This is a genomic window from uncultured Desulfosarcina sp. (assembly GCF_963664155.2).
In the GTDB taxonomy this organism is placed as follows: Bacteria; Desulfobacterota; Desulfobacteria; order Desulfobacterales; family Desulfosarcinaceae; genus Desulfosarcina.
Genome location: NZ_CAXXXH010000001.1, coordinates 4,846,468 through 4,864,346, shown reverse-complemented (window position 1 = coordinate 4,864,346; position 17,879 = coordinate 4,846,468). Strand labels below are relative to the sequence as shown.

The 17,879-nt window shown below is 58.1% G+C and carries 14 protein-coding genes; 10 read left to right on the top strand and 4 right to left on the bottom strand.

The window, feature by feature from the left end:
• Positions 1 to 133 precede the first annotated feature (133 nt).
• From ACHZBS_RS22145 to ACHZBS_RS22100, 10 genes are all read left to right on the top strand, one after another.
• A complete protein-coding gene (locus ACHZBS_RS22145; protein WP_319408676.1) occupies positions 134 to 1,936 on the top strand; it encodes an ABC transporter ATP-binding protein in 1,803 nt (600 codons plus the stop codon).
• Positions 1,929 to 2,882 (top strand): lysophospholipid acyltransferase family protein, encoded by a 954-nt coding sequence (locus tag ACHZBS_RS22140; RefSeq protein ID WP_319408675.1) that lies wholly within the window; start codon positions 1,929 to 1,931, stop codon positions 2,880 to 2,882. The genes ACHZBS_RS22145 and ACHZBS_RS22140 overlap by 8 nt, the downstream gene beginning before the upstream one ends.
• Entirely contained in the window at positions 2,879 to 3,949 is a 1,071-nt protein-coding gene (gene waaF, locus ACHZBS_RS22135; RefSeq protein WP_319408674.1) for a lipopolysaccharide heptosyltransferase II, read from the top strand. Before ACHZBS_RS22140 ends, waaF (ACHZBS_RS22135) begins: the two co-directional genes overlap by 4 nt.
• On the top strand, positions 3,946 to 5,040 hold the full coding sequence (gene waaF / locus ACHZBS_RS22130) for a lipopolysaccharide heptosyltransferase II (protein WP_319408673.1): 1,095 nt from the start codon (positions 3,946 to 3,948) through the stop codon (positions 5,038 to 5,040). The genes waaF (ACHZBS_RS22135) and waaF (ACHZBS_RS22130) overlap by 4 nt, the downstream gene beginning before the upstream one ends.
• A 14-nt stretch (positions 5,041 to 5,054) precedes the next feature.
• Positions 5,055 to 5,888, top strand: coding sequence for a glycosyltransferase family 2 protein (locus ACHZBS_RS22125; protein ID WP_319408672.1), 834 nt, complete (start codon positions 5,055 to 5,057; stop codon positions 5,886 to 5,888).
• A gap of 9 nt (positions 5,889 to 5,897) precedes the next feature.
• A complete protein-coding gene (locus tag ACHZBS_RS22120; protein WP_319408671.1) occupies positions 5,898 to 6,686 on the top strand; it encodes a glycosyltransferase family 2 protein in 789 nt (262 codons plus the stop codon).
• A gap of 39 nt (positions 6,687 to 6,725) precedes the next feature.
• On the top strand, positions 6,726 to 7,838 hold the full coding sequence (locus ACHZBS_RS22115) for a glycosyltransferase family 9 protein (protein WP_319408670.1): 1,113 nt from the start codon (positions 6,726 to 6,728) through the stop codon (positions 7,836 to 7,838).
• A gap of 96 nt (positions 7,839 to 7,934) precedes the next feature.
• On the top strand, positions 7,935 to 8,432 hold the full coding sequence (locus ACHZBS_RS22110; RefSeq protein WP_319408669.1) for a hypothetical protein: 498 nt from the start codon (positions 7,935 to 7,937) through the stop codon (positions 8,430 to 8,432).
• A 91-nt stretch (positions 8,433 to 8,523) separates the two neighbouring features.
• Complete coding sequence (locus ACHZBS_RS22105; protein ID WP_319408668.1) at positions 8,524 to 9,942, top strand: class I SAM-dependent methyltransferase; 1,419 nt, start codon at positions 8,524 to 8,526, stop codon at positions 9,940 to 9,942.
• Positions 9,939 to 11,525 (top strand): glycosyltransferase family 39 protein, encoded by a 1,587-nt coding sequence (locus ACHZBS_RS22100; protein ID WP_319408667.1) that lies wholly within the window; start codon positions 9,939 to 9,941, stop codon positions 11,523 to 11,525. Before ACHZBS_RS22105 ends, ACHZBS_RS22100 begins: the two co-directional genes overlap by 4 nt.
• Here ACHZBS_RS22100 and ACHZBS_RS22095 read toward each other — a convergent pair.
• From ACHZBS_RS22095 to rseP, 4 genes are read right to left on the bottom strand one after another with little or no spacing between them, the layout of a single operon-like run.
• Positions 11,522 to 12,658: a glycosyltransferase gene (locus tag ACHZBS_RS22095; RefSeq protein WP_319408666.1), complete on the bottom strand. Its 1,137-nt coding sequence runs from the start codon at positions 12,656 to 12,658 to the stop codon at positions 11,522 to 11,524. The genes ACHZBS_RS22100 and ACHZBS_RS22095 overlap by 4 nt on opposite strands.
• A 31-nt stretch (positions 12,659 to 12,689) precedes the next feature.
• Positions 12,690 to 13,508, bottom strand: a complete 819-nt coding sequence (locus ACHZBS_RS22090) for a phosphoribosylformylglycinamidine synthase subunit PurQ (RefSeq protein WP_319408665.1) — start codon at positions 13,506 to 13,508, stop codon at positions 12,690 to 12,692.
• A complete protein-coding gene (locus ACHZBS_RS22085; RefSeq protein ID WP_319408664.1) occupies positions 13,505 to 16,501 on the bottom strand; it encodes an AIR synthase-related protein in 2,997 nt (998 codons plus the stop codon). The genes ACHZBS_RS22090 and ACHZBS_RS22085 overlap by 4 nt, the downstream gene beginning before the upstream one ends.
• A gap of 13 nt (positions 16,502 to 16,514) precedes the next feature.
• Positions 16,515 to 17,879, bottom strand: a complete 1,365-nt coding sequence (gene rseP / locus ACHZBS_RS22080) for an RIP metalloprotease RseP (protein WP_319408663.1) — start codon at positions 17,877 to 17,879, stop codon at positions 16,515 to 16,517.

The window sequence follows — 17,879 nt, the reverse complement described above, 5'->3', positions numbered from 1 at the left end:
GCTTTTCTTTCCGCATCGACCATCAATCCGGTCACTTTTAACCGCATTATTTACAAAACGTATCCCATGGGTTAAATACGGGGCACGTTATATTTATGACTCTATTCGTTTACCGATTAACAGGGGAAAGCGTGTGAAGCCTATTTTCAAGATGGAATTCAAGGAACGGCATCGGCGCATCCTGTCGTTGATCAAAAAAAACAGCGGGCGCCTGATTTTTGCCGCCGCCTGTAGTTTGATGATATCAGGATCCACCACGGCGACGGGTTACCTGATCAAACCAGTAATCGACGATATTTTCGTCAATAAGGATACCACCGGTTTGATATGGTTGCCCCTTTTGGTGGTCGCCGTTTTTTTTATAAAGGGAGTGGGCAGTTACGGCCAGGAGTATTTCATAAACTACGTCGGCGAAGATATCATCCGCCGGTTGCGCAACCAACTCTACGACCGTATTCAAGACCTGCCCCTGGCTTTTTTCCAGAAAGAACGTACCGGTACGCTCATGTCGCGCATCACCAATGACGTGAACATTCTCAAATCGATGGTATCCACGGGAGTCACCGGATCCGTGCGGGACGCGTCCACGATCATCGGCCTGGCAGCGGTGATCTTCTATCAGAACTGGCGTATGGCGATCATTGCCTTCATCGTCCTGCCGGGGGCCTTCTGGCCGGTCTTTATCCTCGGGCGCAAAGTCCGTCGGGTCAGCACCGGTTGTCAGCAGGCCATGGCCGAACTCAACGCCTTTCTACATGAAACCTTTGCCGGCAACAAGATTGTCAAGGCCTTCGGTATGGAGCAGCATGAGAAACAGCGCTTCTTCGACAGAACCCGTCGGCTCTTCGACCTTGAGATCAAGGGCGTCATCGTGCAGTCGCTCTCCTCGCCGGTCATGGAATTTTTCGGCGGACTGGGCATCGCCTTCGTCATCTGGTACGGTGGATCGGAGGTGATCGAGGGCGAAACCACGCCGGGCACGTTCATGAGTTTTCTGGCATGCGTCCTGTTGCTGTATGATCCGGTCAAAAAACTGAGCCGCCTGAACAACTCTATCCAGCAGGGTCTGGCCGCCTCCGACCGGGTGTTCGATATCGTCGAGACCCCATCCGATATCCTGGAATCCGAATCCCCTCGTCCGATGGTGCGCGGCCCCCATGACGTACGCTTCGAGAACGTGCATTTCAGCTATGGCGACAAACCGATCCTCAAGGGGATCGATTTGATGGTCCCCCGAAACCAAGTGATCGCGCTGGTAGGGATGAGCGGCGGCGGCAAAACGACACTGGTCAATCTGATTCCCCGATTCTTCGATGTTTCCGAGGGACGCATCTGTATCGACGGCACGGACATCCGGGATTACAAGGTGGCCGATTTAAGAAAAGAGATCGCATTCGTGACCCAGGATCCGATTCTATTCAACGAGACAGTCCGCGATAATATTGCCTATGGAAATCCAAAGGCCGATGAACAGGCCATTTTCGCTGCAGCAGAAGCGGCCTATGCCGACGATTTTATTCGCAGGCTCCCCAAGGGATACGATACGTATATCGGGGAACTGGGCGGTCAGCTCTCAGGCGGCCAGCGGCAGCGCCTCTGCATTGCCCGGGCTCTGCTCAAGGATTCTCCAATTCTCATCCTCGATGAAGCGACATCCTCTTTGGACACCGAGGCCGAGGCGCTGGTGCAGAGCGCTCTGGAAAACCTGATGCGCGGTCGCACCACCTTTGTCATCGCCCATCGGCTCTCCACGGTGTCCAAAGCCAGCCACATTGTGGTTGTGGTAGATGGCAAAATCATCGAACAGGGCACCCATGACACACTGCTTGCGATGAAAGGCGAGTACGCCAAACTTTACGACATGCAGTTTACTGGCAGCAACCCTATTTCCCAGGCAGGCACGGCACCAGCCAATCCGACCCAGTCCGATGCGTAAAATAGACCTTTTGTTATACCACCTGTTAATGGCATGGATGCTCCTGATGGGCCGGTTTCCCGCCCGTGCCCGGAAATTAATGGCCAAACATCTGGGGCATCTGGTGTTCGCCGTCGATGCCAAGCACCGACGCATTGCCCTGGAAAACCTGCGGCGTGCATTCGGCGACGAAAAAACGGCTACGCAGATCCATGCCATCGCCCGCGCCGTTTTTGAGAACCTCTTTAAAATGGTTTTTGAAATCAGCTGGTCGCTGCGACTGGATGAAACCCAATTGGCCGACCATTTCACGGTATCCGGTCTGGAGGCGTATCGGCAGGCGATGGACAAAGGCAAAGGCGTGCTATTACTGGGAGCCCATTTCGGAAACTGGGAATTATGGCCCATTGCTTCGTATCTGGGAAACATGCCGGTACGCATCGTCTATCGCCCGCTGGACACCCCTTTCCTCGATCATTTTTTCAAGGTAAACCGTTCCCGTTTCGGAGGCTTGCCCATTTCCACCCGCCGCGGCGCGATGCGACAGATTTACATCAATTTGAAACGGGGTTATCCCGTGGGCATGTTGATGGACCAGAATGTGGACTGGTATGAAGGCGTTTTTGTCGACTTTTTTGGTCACCGGGCCTGCACCAATACCGGCATGGCCCTGCTGGCGCTGAAAAGCGAGGCGCCGGTGTTGCCGGCGTTCATGATCCGGACCCCCCGCGGCTTTCACGCCGTATTCGGACCGGAACTGCCCTTGATCCGGACCGGTGACCGCGTCAAGGATGTAGACCTGAACACGGAAATGTACAACCGGGTCATCGAATGCTACGCCAGACGCTTTCCGGAACAATGGTTCTGGATCCACCAGCGCTGGAAGACGCGCCCATACCAGCCGTGGCCGCGTAAAAAAAACCAGCGCGTGTCCCGGCGGACAAAAATAATGAATCGAGCCTCATGACGACACCGAGATTCGCTGATGTGCATCGAATCCTGATCCGTTCCGCCAACTGGGTAGGCGACGCGATCATGTCCACACCGGCGCTGCACAGTGTGCGGCGCAATTTCCCGAACGCCAGGATTACCCTGTTGGCCAAACCGTGGGTGGTACCGGTGTTCAAAAACAACCCGGACATCGACGAGGTGATGGTTTATGCGACCGATGCCCGCCATGCCGGCCTGCCCGGCCTGTGGACCCTGGCCGGAGATATCCGAAAACGCCGGTTCGATCTGGCCATCCTGCTGCAAAACGCTTTCGAAGCCGCCCTGCTCTCTTTTCTGGCAGGGATCCCGCAGCGCATGGGCTTTACCACCGACGGCCGCACGGCCCTGCTGACCGAACGAATCCGCACGTGGCGGCCACTCAAGCAGGGACACCTGATCGATTATTATCTGGGGCTCCTGGCAGGTGCCGGACTGGCCTTGCACGGCAGGCGCCTGGCCCTCCACATCAGTGCCGACGAACGAACATCGACCCGGTTGTTGCTGGACAGCCTCGGACTGGGAGGAAGCCGGACGCTGGTCGGGCTGAACCCGGGTGCCACCTACGGCACGGCCAAGCGATGGTTGCCCGACCGGTTTGCCGAACTCGGGCGGCGCCTGGTCCGGGAAGTGGACGCGCGCATCATCATTTTCGGCAGTGCCGGGGAAGCCCCGATCGGTCAGCGAATCGCCGGAGAGATCGGGGCCGGCGCGGTCAATATGTGCGGTCGTACGCCCTTGCGCGAGGCCATGTGCCTCATCGGTCAATGTCATCTGTTCGTCACCAACGATTCAGGCCTGATGCACGTGGCGGCGGCCCTTGAGGTCCCCCAGGCGGCCATCATCGGCCCCACCGACCCGGTGGCCACCGGCCCCGTCAACCGTGCCAGCTGCCTGGTGCAGGTTCCCGACGCCTGCCCGCTGAGCCCGTGCCTGGAACCGGACTGCCCCATCATCGATCACCGCTGCATGACCGCAATCAGTGTGGACATGGTGATGACCCAGGCATTGGCGCTGCTTAAAATATCACGGGAACGGTCGGCATGACGTCATCTCCCCGGATTCTCATTGTCAAGCTGAGCGCCATCGGCGATGTGGTGCACACCCTGCCTGCGCTGACGGCCCTGCGACGCCGCTATCCCCGGGCGCGCATCACCTGGCTCGTCGAGGAGGCCGCCGCCGATCTGGTAATGGGGCACCCGGACGTGGACGAGGTACTGGTCTCGCAGCGCAAGACATGGCTCAAGGGATTGAAAACACCCCGGCGCCGGCAGCACCTGCGGGCGCTGGCCGGGTTTGTCACCCGCCTGCGACGGCATCGGTTCGATATGGTACTGGATTTTCAGTTCTCGCTGAAGGGAGCGGTTCTGATCGCACTGACCCGCGCGCGGCGAAAAATCGGATTCGGTCACGGGCTGGCGCACCAGGAATGCAGCTACGTGGCACTGAACGAACACATACCGGCCGTCAGCATGGACATTCACGCCCTGGACCGCAATCTGATCATGCTTCAGGCGATAGGCGTCGAATGCGGGCCAATCGAATACAAACTCCCCGTTGCGGATGTTCACCGCAAAAAGGCAATGCAGTTGCTGTCCGGGTTAGACCGGGACGCCGGCGCCCCGTTCGTGGCCATCAACCCGATGGCGCAATGGGAAAGCAAGCTGTGGTCCGGCAAAGGATTCGCCCGGGTGGCAGATCGTCTCCAGCAGGAGGCGCGATGGCCGGTCGTCTTCACCGGCGGCCCCGGGGACCGTGCCTATATCGACAACATCCGGGGGCAAATGAAGACCATGGCGCCCAACCTTGCAGGCCGGACCGACCTGCTGACCCTGGCAGCCCTGCTGCAGCAGGCGAAGCTGATGATCACCACCGATACCGGTCCCATGCATATCGCAGCGGCCATGGGTACCCCGACCGTGGCCCTGTTCGGCCCCACGGCACCGTGGCGAACAGGGCCATACGGCCGTGGGCACCAGGTGATCCGGGCCGATAGGCCCTGCAGCCCCTGTTTCAAACGTCACTGCCCCTTATCGAAAAAATGCATGCAGACCATCACTGCCGACCGGGTCATGTCTGCCGTCGGCAGGCTGGCAACCCGGGGCGAAGGCGTTGCGATTCAGGCGCACGTCGAGTAAAGGGAACGACAACGATGTTGATCAGTGTGATCGTCACCACCTATAACCGGCCGGACGCCCTCGCCAGGGTGATAGGCGGGCTGTATGCACAGCGCCGCCCTGCCGATGAAATCATCGTGGCCGACGATGGCTCGACAGGCAGCACCCGCGACCTCGTCGAAAAAATGCAGAAACGCGCCGGCGTGGCGACCACCCATGTCTGGCAGCCGGACGAGGGGTTTCGCCTGGCCAGAATCCGCAACGAAGCGCTGCGCGTCTGCAGGGGTGACTACGTGATCTTTCTCGACGGCGACTGCATCCCGGATCCGGACTTTGTCGCGGACCATGAACGCTTGTCGGCTCCCGGCTACTTTGTACAGGGCAAACGGATTCTGGTAGACCGTGCGCTGTCGGACCACTTTACGCACCAGAACGTGGCCGGACATCGCCTGCGCCTGCTGTTCTCGCGCCACCTGGGCAACCGTCATCACCTGTTGCGCATCGGCTGGCTGCCGCCGTTGGTCAATGTCCGCCTCAGCGGCACCCGTTTTTGCAATGCCGCCATTTTCAAAAAGGATCTGTATGCCGTGAACGGATTCAATCAGGCCTTTCGCGGGTGGGGGCGGGAAGATTCCGAAATGGTCGTCCGGCTCTACAAGTATGGTCTCAAACGCAAGGAACACCCGTTTGCTGCAATCTGCTTCCACCTCTGGCATCCTGAAAACGACCGCACCCAGCTGACCGCCAATGACCAGTTGCTGGCAGCGGCCCAGGCTGCCGGAACCTACCTGTGTGCGCACGGGATCGAAACCCTGGACCCGGCGACCCTGAACCGTCCGAACGGCGCCGGTGCGCCCCAACCGAGTTAGGATCCGAGCATGCCGAACAACCCCGAGCTTTCAGTGGCGATCATTACCTTTAACGAGGCGGACAGGCTGCCGGTGTGTGTGGAAAGTGTCCGCTTTGCCGACGAGATTGTGGTGGTCGATTCCGGCAGCCGCGACGGCACCCGCGACATCGCCCGGTCGCTCGGCTGTTCGGTCTGCGAGCACCCGTTTGCCGGTTTTGCCCGGCAAAAGCAGTTTGCCGTGGATCAGTGCCGCCACGACTGGGTCCTGATTCTGGATGCCGATGAACGGTTGCCCAAGTCGACGGCCGATGACATCAAGCGGCAACTGACCCATGCCGGCGACGACGTGGCGGCATTCCGCCTCCAGAGGCGCAACTACCTGCATGGCCGCTGGATACGGCATTGTGGATGGTGGCCCGACACGGTGGTGCGCCTGGTCAGGCCCCACAAAGGTGCTTTCAGCGACAGCAGGGTCCACGAACGCTGGATAGCGGAAGGGCCGATCGTGGAGCTTGCCGGCTGTATCGACCATTACAGTTTTCGCGACTATGCGGACATGATAGAAAAACTGCAGCACTATTCCTCCCTGGCCGCGCAGGAAATGATGGGCCGCAAAACCAGGGTCAACTGCTGTTCTCCGCTGCTGCACGGCGGGTGGACCTTTTTTTCCGTTTACGTATTGAAGCTCGGTTTTATATACGGCCTGGATGGTCTGATTATCTCCTTGTTAAATGCCGGCGGTTCTTTTATGAAATATGCCAAATATTGGGAAATGACACATTATCCAACAGTTACGGACACCGTCCGGCGCAAGTGAGGAATTGATACCGTGTGGCTAAAGGGTTCCCCTCCTTTTTTGGATCCAGAAAAGATCAGGTGCATCCTGCTGATCCAGCTCGGAGATATTGGTGACGTGGTCGTGAGCCTGCCCTGCGTCCGCGCACTGAAGGAAAACTTTCCCGGAGCGCGCGTGGTGGTCGCCATCCGCGCCAAAGCCAGGGAAATCATGGACATCTGTCCCTGGGCCGACGATGTCGTCTCGATCGAGCAGCCCCGGTTGCGCTTCGCGGCCGCGGCCCGTTACCAGTTCGCTTTCTTCAGGGAATTTCGCGCTTTCCACGCCGACCTGGTTTTTGATTTGCGGGCCGGTACCCGCGGGGCCATCCTGGCCCGCCTGTCCGGGGCGCCCCTGCGCATCGGGTTTTACTCGACCAAAGAAACCTTCTGGCGCGATCTGGCCTTTACCCATCTCAAACCGTTCATGCCTGACCCCAACCGGCATCAATCCCTGTATTATCAAAGCCTGTTGATGCAATGCGGGATCCCGGTGCGTCACCGTCATCCCGAAATTGCCCTCACCGACAACCAGATAGAACAGGCCGGGCATTTTCTGTCCCGGCAGGGCGTTGACCCGGAAAGCCGCCTCATCGCCGTCCATCCGTTTGCCCTGTGGCGTTACAAAGAATGGCCGCTGGAAAAGACCACGGAACTGGTTCGGCGGTTGACGGCCGGGAGCAGACGTACCGCCCTGATCCTGGGATCATCCGCGGAGCACGCGCGCGCCCAGACGATCATCGAACACTGTGACGGCCATGCCGTCAACCTTGCCGGCAAAACGACACTGGATCTTCTCGCGGCGATCCTGCGCCACTGTTTACTGCTCATCGGAATGGACAGCGCCGTGGGGCATATCGGCGCAGCCGTATCGACGCCCTGCGTCACCATTTTCGGCCCCGGCAAACCCGGTGTCTGGGCGCCGCTGGGCAACGCCAACCGTATCGTCCACCAGCCGATGCCCTGTATCCATTGCGGCCAGAAAGGGTGCGACGGCAGCGGCCGGGCACGTTGCCTGGAAATGTTGAGCGTCGACGCGGTTCACGCAGCGGTCCTTGCCCGGATCGCCCAGATCGGATCCACTGGACCGGAGTACCTGACCCCGACCGTCCGGGCTGGGGTTCAGGAAAAGTAAAGACCGTGGTACGACAATTTCGGAGAAAGAGCCATTCACTCGCAGCGGACAATTAAAATAAAAGATCATACCGGTCGCACCATCTCCTATGGTGGCATGCCTCCGGAAAAATTCCAGACCCTGGCCGACCTCATCCAGAAGGTCTTGGACCGGAAGGATGTCGTGATCGTGTGCATCACCGGAAACAAAGGCGCCGGTAAGACGACGCTGGGCAAGCTGATCCGCAAGAAGGGATTCGGCCCTTTCGGACCGGGGAAGATCGCGGTGATCGATGACGACTGCATGAGCGTCGACACCCTCTTCTTCTTTCGCCGGAAATTTGTGGATCCCTGCCGGGGCATTGATGAATTGCGGCCCTTTTTCCGATTTTGCATAAAAAAACCCATCCGGTTTTATGTCAAATCCAATCCGGAATCACGCATCACCTACGCCGATATTCTCTTAAAAGTGGAACTCCCGGAAGAAATACGACGGCAACGGTTGATTCAACGATATGGTGAACCGAAAGGAGAACTTGTTTTTCGTCAAACTCAGGCATACCAAAACACACCCAGGATCACGGTCGAACACGAATTGACGGCCCGAGTCCAGTAGCAACGGTTTTCATGGCGGCGCCGTTCCACCGGCGGGAGATAATATTTCAGACAAAAAACATGAGGCTCCGGTTTCATCGAAAAGGGGAGATATGCAGCCAACCAACTCAGGTCAAGAGGTCATCCAGGACTCTAATCTGGTGACGCACCTGAACGACAGTCAAACCGGTGAAATGGTCATCAAGAGCTATCGCCGCAAGCCGCTCACCCTGAAAATGGTCAAATACAAATTGATCGGCGCATTGGGACGTGAGGTTCCGGTGGAGTACCGTTCGCCTTTGCAAAGAAGGGCTTTTGAGATCGACTGCCTTGCCCTTTGGCACGAAAGGGGATTCGACGTTCCCGAACGCCGCGAGATACCGGCCCAGATGCAACCCGAGGCACCCGCGATCGGACTTGCTGCCATCCGGGGGCAACGACTGGATCGCTTTTTGGTTGATCCAGCCATAAATGAAGCGGCCAAACTGTCCGCCATCGCAAAGATCTACCGGGAAATGCACCGCAGGCACTGTGAGGCAATTTTCGAGCAGAACCACCGCCTGATCCATTACGATGCCAACTTGAGGAACCTGATCCTCTACCAGGAGAAGGCCGTCCACATCGACTTCGAAATGGGCCATCTTACCGAAGATATAGATAAATCTGCTGCCCGTGAAGTCAAAAAATTCACCCTTCAGGTTCTCAATCTCATCGACGGCAACCGGGTCGATCAGGTGCTGGACCTTTTACTGGCCCATTACCAGATCCGCCATATCGTTCTCAGGTTGATCAATGAAGAGCTTCAGGCACCGTTTATGACCCTTCATATGAAAAGGGACCTGAAACGCAAACAGCAGCAACGCGGCCTGATCACGAAACTGGACATTGCCTTCCGTCTCGAACAAAAGCTGGAGTTGGCAGCCACACCACACACGACCAACGGCAAGGAGAAGGATCTCCTCAAAGCCATCGAAACCAGTTGGGACGGAAAGTTCTATCAATCGCTGGATGACTCGGATCCGCGCGGCAGGGACATGAACCATCGCTATGCGGTATTGGGCGTACCGGATCGTTTCGATGATGCGTCGGTACTGGATATCGGCTGCAACATCGGCCGCATTTGTGTCGACATGAAAAAGCGGGGAGCGCTCCGGGCCATTGGCATCGATCATCGCCAGGATGTGGTCGATGCCATGAACCGGCACTTCAATCAGAACGACATCGACGTCACCCTGCATGCCTTTGACATCAACGAAGGGGTTGACGCGTTAACATCGTGCATCGGACCGATTCCCTTTGACTACGTATTCGTGCTTTCCATCTGGTCCCATGTCAATAAACAGCCGCTTTGGGACATTATCAACACATACTGCGCAAAAACGTGCTTTTTTGAAGACAATTCGCCAAGCCGCATCAGGTCGCTCGACAAGTTGAAACATATCCTCGAGGATCATTTGAAGTTCAAAACCATTGAGTTCATGGGATTTACCACTGACCGCGGCGTCCGCGCCGTTTACCGGCTAACAAAATGACCCATCGTCTGGAAAAATTTCTCGGCATCGTCAAGCAGCCTGTTTTCTGGGTGTTCGCGGCGGCATTTGGGGTACGCCTTTTTGCCTGCCTGAATACCCATATCATCAACCCCGACGGGATCCACTATATTCACCAGGCGCGTGCGATTTTCTACCACCAATGGCATGCCCTGACCGCCTGCCGCATCAGTTTCATATCACCCCTGCCCTTTTTAATTGCACCTGCGTTCGGCCTGGCGGGCGACTGGATCGCCGCCGGCCGGTCCGTATCCCTGTTTTTCAGCGTTGCGACCCTCTTTCCGCTCTATTTTCTGATAAGACGTTTTTTTGACGAGCGGATCGCGGCCATCACCCTGCTGGTATATGCCCTTATCCCGGTATTCGTCAGCCGCAGCGCGGATATCGTCCGGGGCCCCATTTTCTGGTTTTTGATCTGCGGCGGCATGCTGATGTTTGTGCGCCACCTCCAGTCCCCCGCGGAGCGCAGATGGCCCCTGGATCTCACCTGGAGTTGCGCGCTATTCATGCTGGCTGCCTGGACAAGGTACGAAGGCATGGTTTTTATCCTGGCATCCGGCGTTTATCTTGTCATCGGCAGGTCAAATGATCGGTTGCGACGGATATTCTTCTTCTCCCTGCCCGTCCTGGTCGCCGTTATTGCCTTGGCCGCCGCAACGGTGTTGATAGACCGACCCCTTGAGGATCTTTTCCGCACCCAGAAGATTCAAACCGCACTGACACAATTTCTTTCTCATTACGATGCGGTGCGGGACCAGTTAAAATCCCTGGCCAGAAACCAGCCGGGCTTCTTCGGTGAATTTTTACGCGGGGTCCGCACGGTCACCTGGATGGTCCCATTGGGGCTGATATTCAATACGGTGCTCGAAGGTTTTTTTTACCCCTATGCGCTGCTCTTCTTCATCGGCTGGATCGGTATCCGCAGGAGGCTGTCCACAGATGGCGGCGTCAGTTATTTCGTTTGTCTTCTAATGTTCAGCACCCTGGTGCTCTATGTTAATCTGCTGCAGACGTGGCTCATCTACAACCGTTTTCTGGCCATTGTGATCTACCCGGGGTTTCTCTTTATAGGCTTTGGAATCGACCGTCTGGTTGGTTGGTTGACCAGCCACTGCCGCCTCAAGCCATTGACGGCCACCGTCACGGCAGTTACTTTTGTTTTGCTTTTCGGAATGGCTAAAAATCTACGACCCAACCACGAAGACAAGATCGTCTACCGACAGGCCGGGGAAATAATCGCCCGTCAGAAAGCACCGACGCAGGTGGCAGCGATCGCCGGCGCCCAATCAACCGTCTACGAGTGGGTTTTCTTCTATGCCCATCGCGATTTTCCGGGCCCGCTCTGTGCGCGGGACGGTATAAAAAAAATTCCCAGTCAGTACCAAGCACTCATCGCGTCCATGCGGGCCGATGGACAACGCTATCTGTTTTACGAAGAAAATCAATGGCCCCGGCAGGCGTTTGATCTCATGGCCGCCCCCTTTGAGCAGGATTTCACGATCCTGGGACGGTGGCGGCACAAGGACACGGGCCAAATCATGTTGCTGGAATTAAAGCAAGGTTAACCAATAAACTCGCTCAACAATTTCTCCAGGATCACCTCGTCATCCACCTGGCGGGCGTGGTCCCTGATCCTTTCCGGGGACCATTGGGGACGTTCGATAAGATCATGAAAGTCCGCAAAAGCAGTATCAATCAGCGGCTGCACCATGGGGGAGGAAACAATCACCCCGTTGACACCGGGTGAAACAAAATCGGCGTAACCGGTTTTATCGCTCACCAGCACGGGAACACCCATGGCGTGGCCTTCGGCGGCAGCCCCACCAAAAGGATCGTAGCGCGACGGCAGGACCAGGGCCCTGCACAAGGCGGCATACCGCCAGCCCTGGGACTGTGGGCCCAGGAAATGGACCCGGCCGTCAAGGTTGAGACGCGCGGCCAGCTTCCGATACGGTCCCGCAGACCCTTTGCCCACCACCAGCAGATGGAAATCCGCCGGCATGGCCGCCAGTCCCTTGATGGCGACGTCCAGTCCCTTGCGGTCAAACCCGCTGCCCAGAAAAAGCAGGCACGACCACCCGGGTTCAATGCCGTGCAGGCGACGCAAGGCCTTGCCGACGGCGGCCCGGTCTGCAAAGGTGTCGCCCATCTCCTGCCAGCGGATCCCGCTGTGGATGACGGCCAGTTTCTCTTCGGCAACCCCGTACTCATCCTGGATGTCCTTTTTCACCATGTTGGAGTTGCATCGCACCTTCACCAGCCGGGGGTTCTCGAAACCTTTTTTCTCCAGGTGGAGAATATAGCGGTGGAAGAGGCTGAAACGCCTGAGAAAACGGGAGAGCCTGCCTGAGTATCCCGCCTTGATGCGCAGAAAGGTCCGGTGGGTGCCGCCACCGGCGTGCAGGTGGGTAAAGGTGGTGACCTTGTCCAGCGAGAAGACACAGTCGAAGGCGTTCCGCTGCAGATAGCCGGTCACTGCACGCTCGAAGGACCAGGCCTGGACCAGCCGATGAGTGCGGAAGATGCCCATGGGCACCAGGTGCAGGTGTTCGTTGGACACCGGCCAGGGTTGGCCGGGGAAGGTCAGCAGGGTGACGTCGACCCCTTTGTTGAGCAGCCCGTCGATGAGGCCCAGCGCCACCCGTTCGACGCCACCGAAGGGGGAGTAAGTTGACCGTATCAGTACTATTTTTTTCAAACCGCCATCGATCTCCACCCCACCTGCAACATCATTCGCTGAAACAGGCCACGGCATTCTCAAAGATCCGGATCCCCTCCCCCATCCTACCCCCGTCGCTCGTCCCGGTCCTCTTTTTCTTTTCCATCTGCCGGGTCCATTCCGGGTGGTTGGTAATATGGTTATAGGCTTCCGGGTGCGGCATCAGGCCGAAGATGCGACCGCTGGGGTCGCAGATGCCGGCAATGTCAACCAGGGATCCGTTGGGATTGTGAGGAAAGACACCGTTGGCCGGCCGGCCGTCCGGCAGGGCATATTGAAGGACAACCTGGTGGTTTTCCGTCAGTGTTTTCAGCGTTTCACTTTCCGCATAGAACTTTCCCTCACCATGCCTGACCGGCAGTTCGAGGGTTTCTATGCCTTTCGTGAATATGCATGCCGCGTCGGGATTGGCCTTCAGGTGCACCCATTGATCCCGAAAATTGCCGCAGTCGTTATAGGTGACGGCCACGGATCGCCGGGTGTAATCCCCGCCGATCCCCGGCAGTAGGCCGAGGTTGACCAGGGTCTGGAACCCGTTGCAGATGCCGATAATCAGTTTCTGCGCGGCCACGAAATCGAGCAGCCGGTCGCCGATGTTCGTCTTCAGGCGCAGGGCCTGAATCACCCCGGCGCCATGGTCGTCACCCCAGCTGAAGCCGCCGCCGAAGGCCAGGATCTGAAAATCATCCAGACGCACGTCCCCGGCGATCAGGGCGTTGATGTGTGCCCGCCTGGCCGCGGCGCCGGCAAGCTCAAAGGCATAGGCGGTTTCATAATCGCAGTTGAGGCCGAAACCCGTCAGCACCAATACATTCGGTTTTGTGCTCATATCAGATCCCCAAAAGGCCTTTTCCAGGCCGACTTCATCCGTTCAACAGCCAATGCCGCGATGCAATTACCATTAATGCCGGTGATTTTCAATTGCGGCAATTCGGTCACCTCGCCCACACAGGCTGCCGGCTGCCCGGCAAACAGCGCAGCGAAGGAATCCTGGTTGTCCGGCGCCACGGTAACGATAAACCGGCCGGCGCTTTCCGAAAACAGCAGGGTGTCGTCCCGGTCGACGCCGTCCGACGGGACCTTGGCCAGGTCCACCGTCAGGCCCAATTCGCCGCCCATGGCCACCAGTCCCAGATGAACGGCCAGCCCGCCGCGATAAATGCCGTGGCAGGAAGCCAGAAGCCCCTTTTTCACCGCTTCGGCCATGGTGCGATAGCGGGCTGCAAAGCCGTCGGGGTCGACCTCGGGGACATTTACACCCACATGGCCCAGATGCTCATAGTACTCCGACCCGCCCAACTCATTTCTGGTGCTCCCGACAACCCAGACCCGATCGCCGGGTACTTTGGCATCCATGGTGAGGCATCGGCCCACGTCACGGATCACGCCGGTAACCGAGAACTGGAGGGTCTCCAGCGCCGAAACCTTATGGGTCTCACCATAGCGGCCCGGCAGATGCCCATCCACGTACATCGAGTCTTTGCCGGACAGCAGCGGAATGCCATAGGCCAGGCACATCGTTTCGAGCGCCCGGCACGAACGCACCAGCTGGGCGGCCTTATGCCTGCCGTCGGGATTTTTCAACGGATCGTATTGGATGGTGGGCCAGCAGAAATTGTCCACGCCGCCCAGATGGTCCGGATCCCCGCCCACGGCGATGGCCCGGCGAACGGCCTCGTCGATGGTGCAGGCGGTCATGTGATAGGCATCGATGGCCGAATACATGGGGATCAATGCCTGCGAAAAAACCAGGCCCCGCTGCGATGTCAGCACCGGACGAATCACGGCCGCATCGGTGGGCACATCCCGCCCCGCGCCGATCAGAGGTTTGATCACGCTGGTGCCCTGCACCTCATGGTCGTACTGGCGGCACACCCACTCCTTGGAACAGACGTTGGGTCGCGCCAGCATATCCAGGATTAGCGGCTCCCACGCTTCCGGAACGCCCAGTACCGGCTCGGTCAGGCCGCGCAAGGCCGGCGGTCGCCAGACCGCCTCGAACTCCCATTGGGGAAAAGCCGATGTGAGCAGATCCAGGTCGATGTAGGCGCAGGTGGCCCCGTTGTAGGTAATGTGGAGTTTCCCGGTATCGGTGTAGGTGCCGATCACGGTGCTTTCGACGGCATGCTGCCGGCTCAACGCCATGAAGCGGTCCAGATGCGCGGGATCGATGGCCACGGTCATGCGCTCCTGGGACTCGGAGATCCAGATTTCCCACTGGTCCAGGCCGTCATATTTCAGGGGCACTTTTTCCAGCTGGATGTTGCACCCGTTGGAGAAAAGCGCGCTCTCGCCGACGGAAGAGGAAAGTCCGCCGCCGCCGTTGTCGGTGATAAAGCGGATCAGCCCTTCGTCACGGGCTTCCAGCAGAAAATCGTGCATCTTCTTCTGGGTGTAAGGGTCGCCGATCTGGACGTGACCGGCCGGCGTGTGTTCGGAAAAGGAGGCCGAAGAGGCCGTTACGCCGTGAATGCCGTCCTTGCCCACCCGGCCGCCCAACATAATGGCCAGGTCGCCGGGCAGGATGGTTTTTTGATCCGAGGGTTCGCCGTTGATCTGAGCCGGCATGATCCCCAGGGCCGTCACGAAAACCAGGCATTTTCCCAGGTATCCCGGGTGAAACATCACCTGTCCGAAGGGCGTGGGAATGCCGCTTTTATTGCCGCCGTCGCGCACCCCTTCGATAACGCCGTCCAGCAGCCGTCTGGGGTGCAGGCGCGGTTTGAGATCGCCCGCGTAATCACGCGGCCCGACGCAGTAACCGTAGCTGCCCATGATCAATCGGGAGCCTTTGCCGGTACCCATGGGGTCCCGGTAAATGCCGACGATACCGGTAATGGCGCCGCCGTAGGCTTCCATGTTCGAAGGCGAGTTGTGGGTTTCCCCGGTAATCACGTAGTTGTGGCCGTCATCAAAACGCCCCACCCCTGCATTGTCCCACAATACGGAGACCACCCAGGGTTTTTTCTTTTTCAGCGCCAGGGTGGGACCCTGGATATAGGTCTTGAACAGGCTGTCGAGCGTTTCCTCTTTTCCGGTCTCCAGGTCCCGGTAACGGAACCGGCCGCCAAAAGTGTTGTGGTTGCAGTGATCGCTGCGGGCCTGGGAGATGTATTCCAGCTCCACGTCCGTCGGGTCGGACAGAGATACCTGCCGGCGCTGGTGCTGCACCTCCGGTTTCAGGAAATAAGACCGGATGGTGGGGATATCCCTGGGGTTGAGGGACAGGCTGCGCTCGTCGCTGAGCCGGGCCAGCGTTTCGTCGCTGTCGATGGAAAGCGTGGTCACCTCGGGTTGGTGGTCGAGCATCACCTTGGGGATGATAAACCCGATGCCGACAGTCGGATCCCACTGGTTGGGATCGAACACCGCCCACTGCTGAATAATATCGTTGGCCAGCAGCTCGCCGGCGATCTTTTCGGCATCCCGGCGGGTGACGCCGCTGCCCTTCAGGCAGTAGCGTTTTGATGTGTAGATCGCCTGGCCGGATTTGAGTCGCAGCCGCAGCAGGTCTTCCACCGCCTCAACGGCGGTGGCGCCGGGGTTGTCCCGAACGCCGGGACGGAATCCGACCCAGACGATCCAGTCGAAATCCACATCCAGCGGCTGCAGGGAGGACACCTGGGTTACCGGATTGGTGAATATCTCCCTGCGGACCCGTTCAACCTGATCGGTGGTCAGATCCGCATCGATGGTGACGATATGAATCGTGCGCACCTGGTGCAGATCGATATCAAAATAGTTCTTGGCCTTGAGGCGAAGGGATTGCCCCTCCGCATCCAGAAGCTGCTCTTTTAACGTGACTTCGATTCGTTGCGGCATGGTTAAGCATCCTTCAGTTTGAAAAAATGCGCATGATATCATTGTAAAACACAAAAATCATCAGCAGAATCAGGAGGAAAATACCGGCCTGCTGGGCGATTTCGCGCATACGGATGTTGATGGGGCGCCGAATGACCGCCTCGATGAAAAAGAACATCAGATGACCGCCATCCAGGACCGGGATAGGCAGAAAATTGAGCACGGCCAGATTGATGCTCAGCACGGCAATGAAAAAGATCAGGTTGGTAAACCCCGCTTTGGCCTGCTGTCCGGCCATTTCCGCAATCATGATCGGACCGCCCAATGTCTTGGTGGAGACCGTCCCCTTGATCAGCTTGCCGATGCTCAGAAGGGTCAGCCGGGAGATCTGGTAGGTCTGATCCACGCTTTCCACAACCGCCTGGAAGGGTCCCCGCTTAATGGTGATGCGATCGGCCTCGGGGATATTGATGCCCGGCGTCGAAATGCCGATCCGGTAGCTGTCCACCTTTTCCCCGATTACATTTTCCTCACTGTACAGAACCGGTGTGATATCGACCGTCCGGGTTTCTTCTCCGCGAACAAACCGGACCGCCAGCGGCTCGCCCTTGCTTTGGGAGATGATCGCTTTCATCGTATTCCAGCTGTCTACCGGGTGATCGTCGATGGCAACGATCAGATCCCCTGGCTGCATGCCGGCTTTTTTAGCCGGGTAGCCGTCGGCGACGTCGCCGACCACGGCCTTGAGAGGCGCCAGTCCGGAGAATCCGATGTCATAGTAAGGGGCATCGTCCCCCAGAAGATCCTTGGCCACCTTGGTCTGGGGCGTGACGGCGACATCGAAGAGAGTTCCATCACGCCTGGCGGTAATGCGCACTTCACTTCCCTGACCATCGGCGATCAGGCGGTTGATATCGCTCCAGGAGGCGACCGTCGATCCGTTGATGGCCACCACCACATCGTTGGCCTGCAGGCCGGCCCGTTCGGCCGGGCTTTCCTTGACCACATGGTTGACGACCGGGCGGATATCCTCGGTGCCGATGAAGGTAAAAAAGCCGGCATAGATGATGACGGCCAGCAGCAGGTTGAAAAACGGGCCGGCCGCCACGATCATGATTTTCTTGAACACATGTTTGTGGGTGAACGAATAAGGAATCATCTCCGGGTCGAGTTCGGCGTCGGGTTCATCGCCCACCATCTTGACGTACCCCCCCAGCGGGATGGCGGAAATACGGTAATCGGTCATTCCCACGGTTCGGCCGAACAGGCGCGGCCCGAAGCCCAGGGAGAATTTCTCAACCCCGACACCAAACAGCCTGGCAACCAGAAAATGGCCCAGTTCATGGAAAAAGATGAGGATACCGAGAACGACGACAAAGGCGAATACATTAGTGGTCAT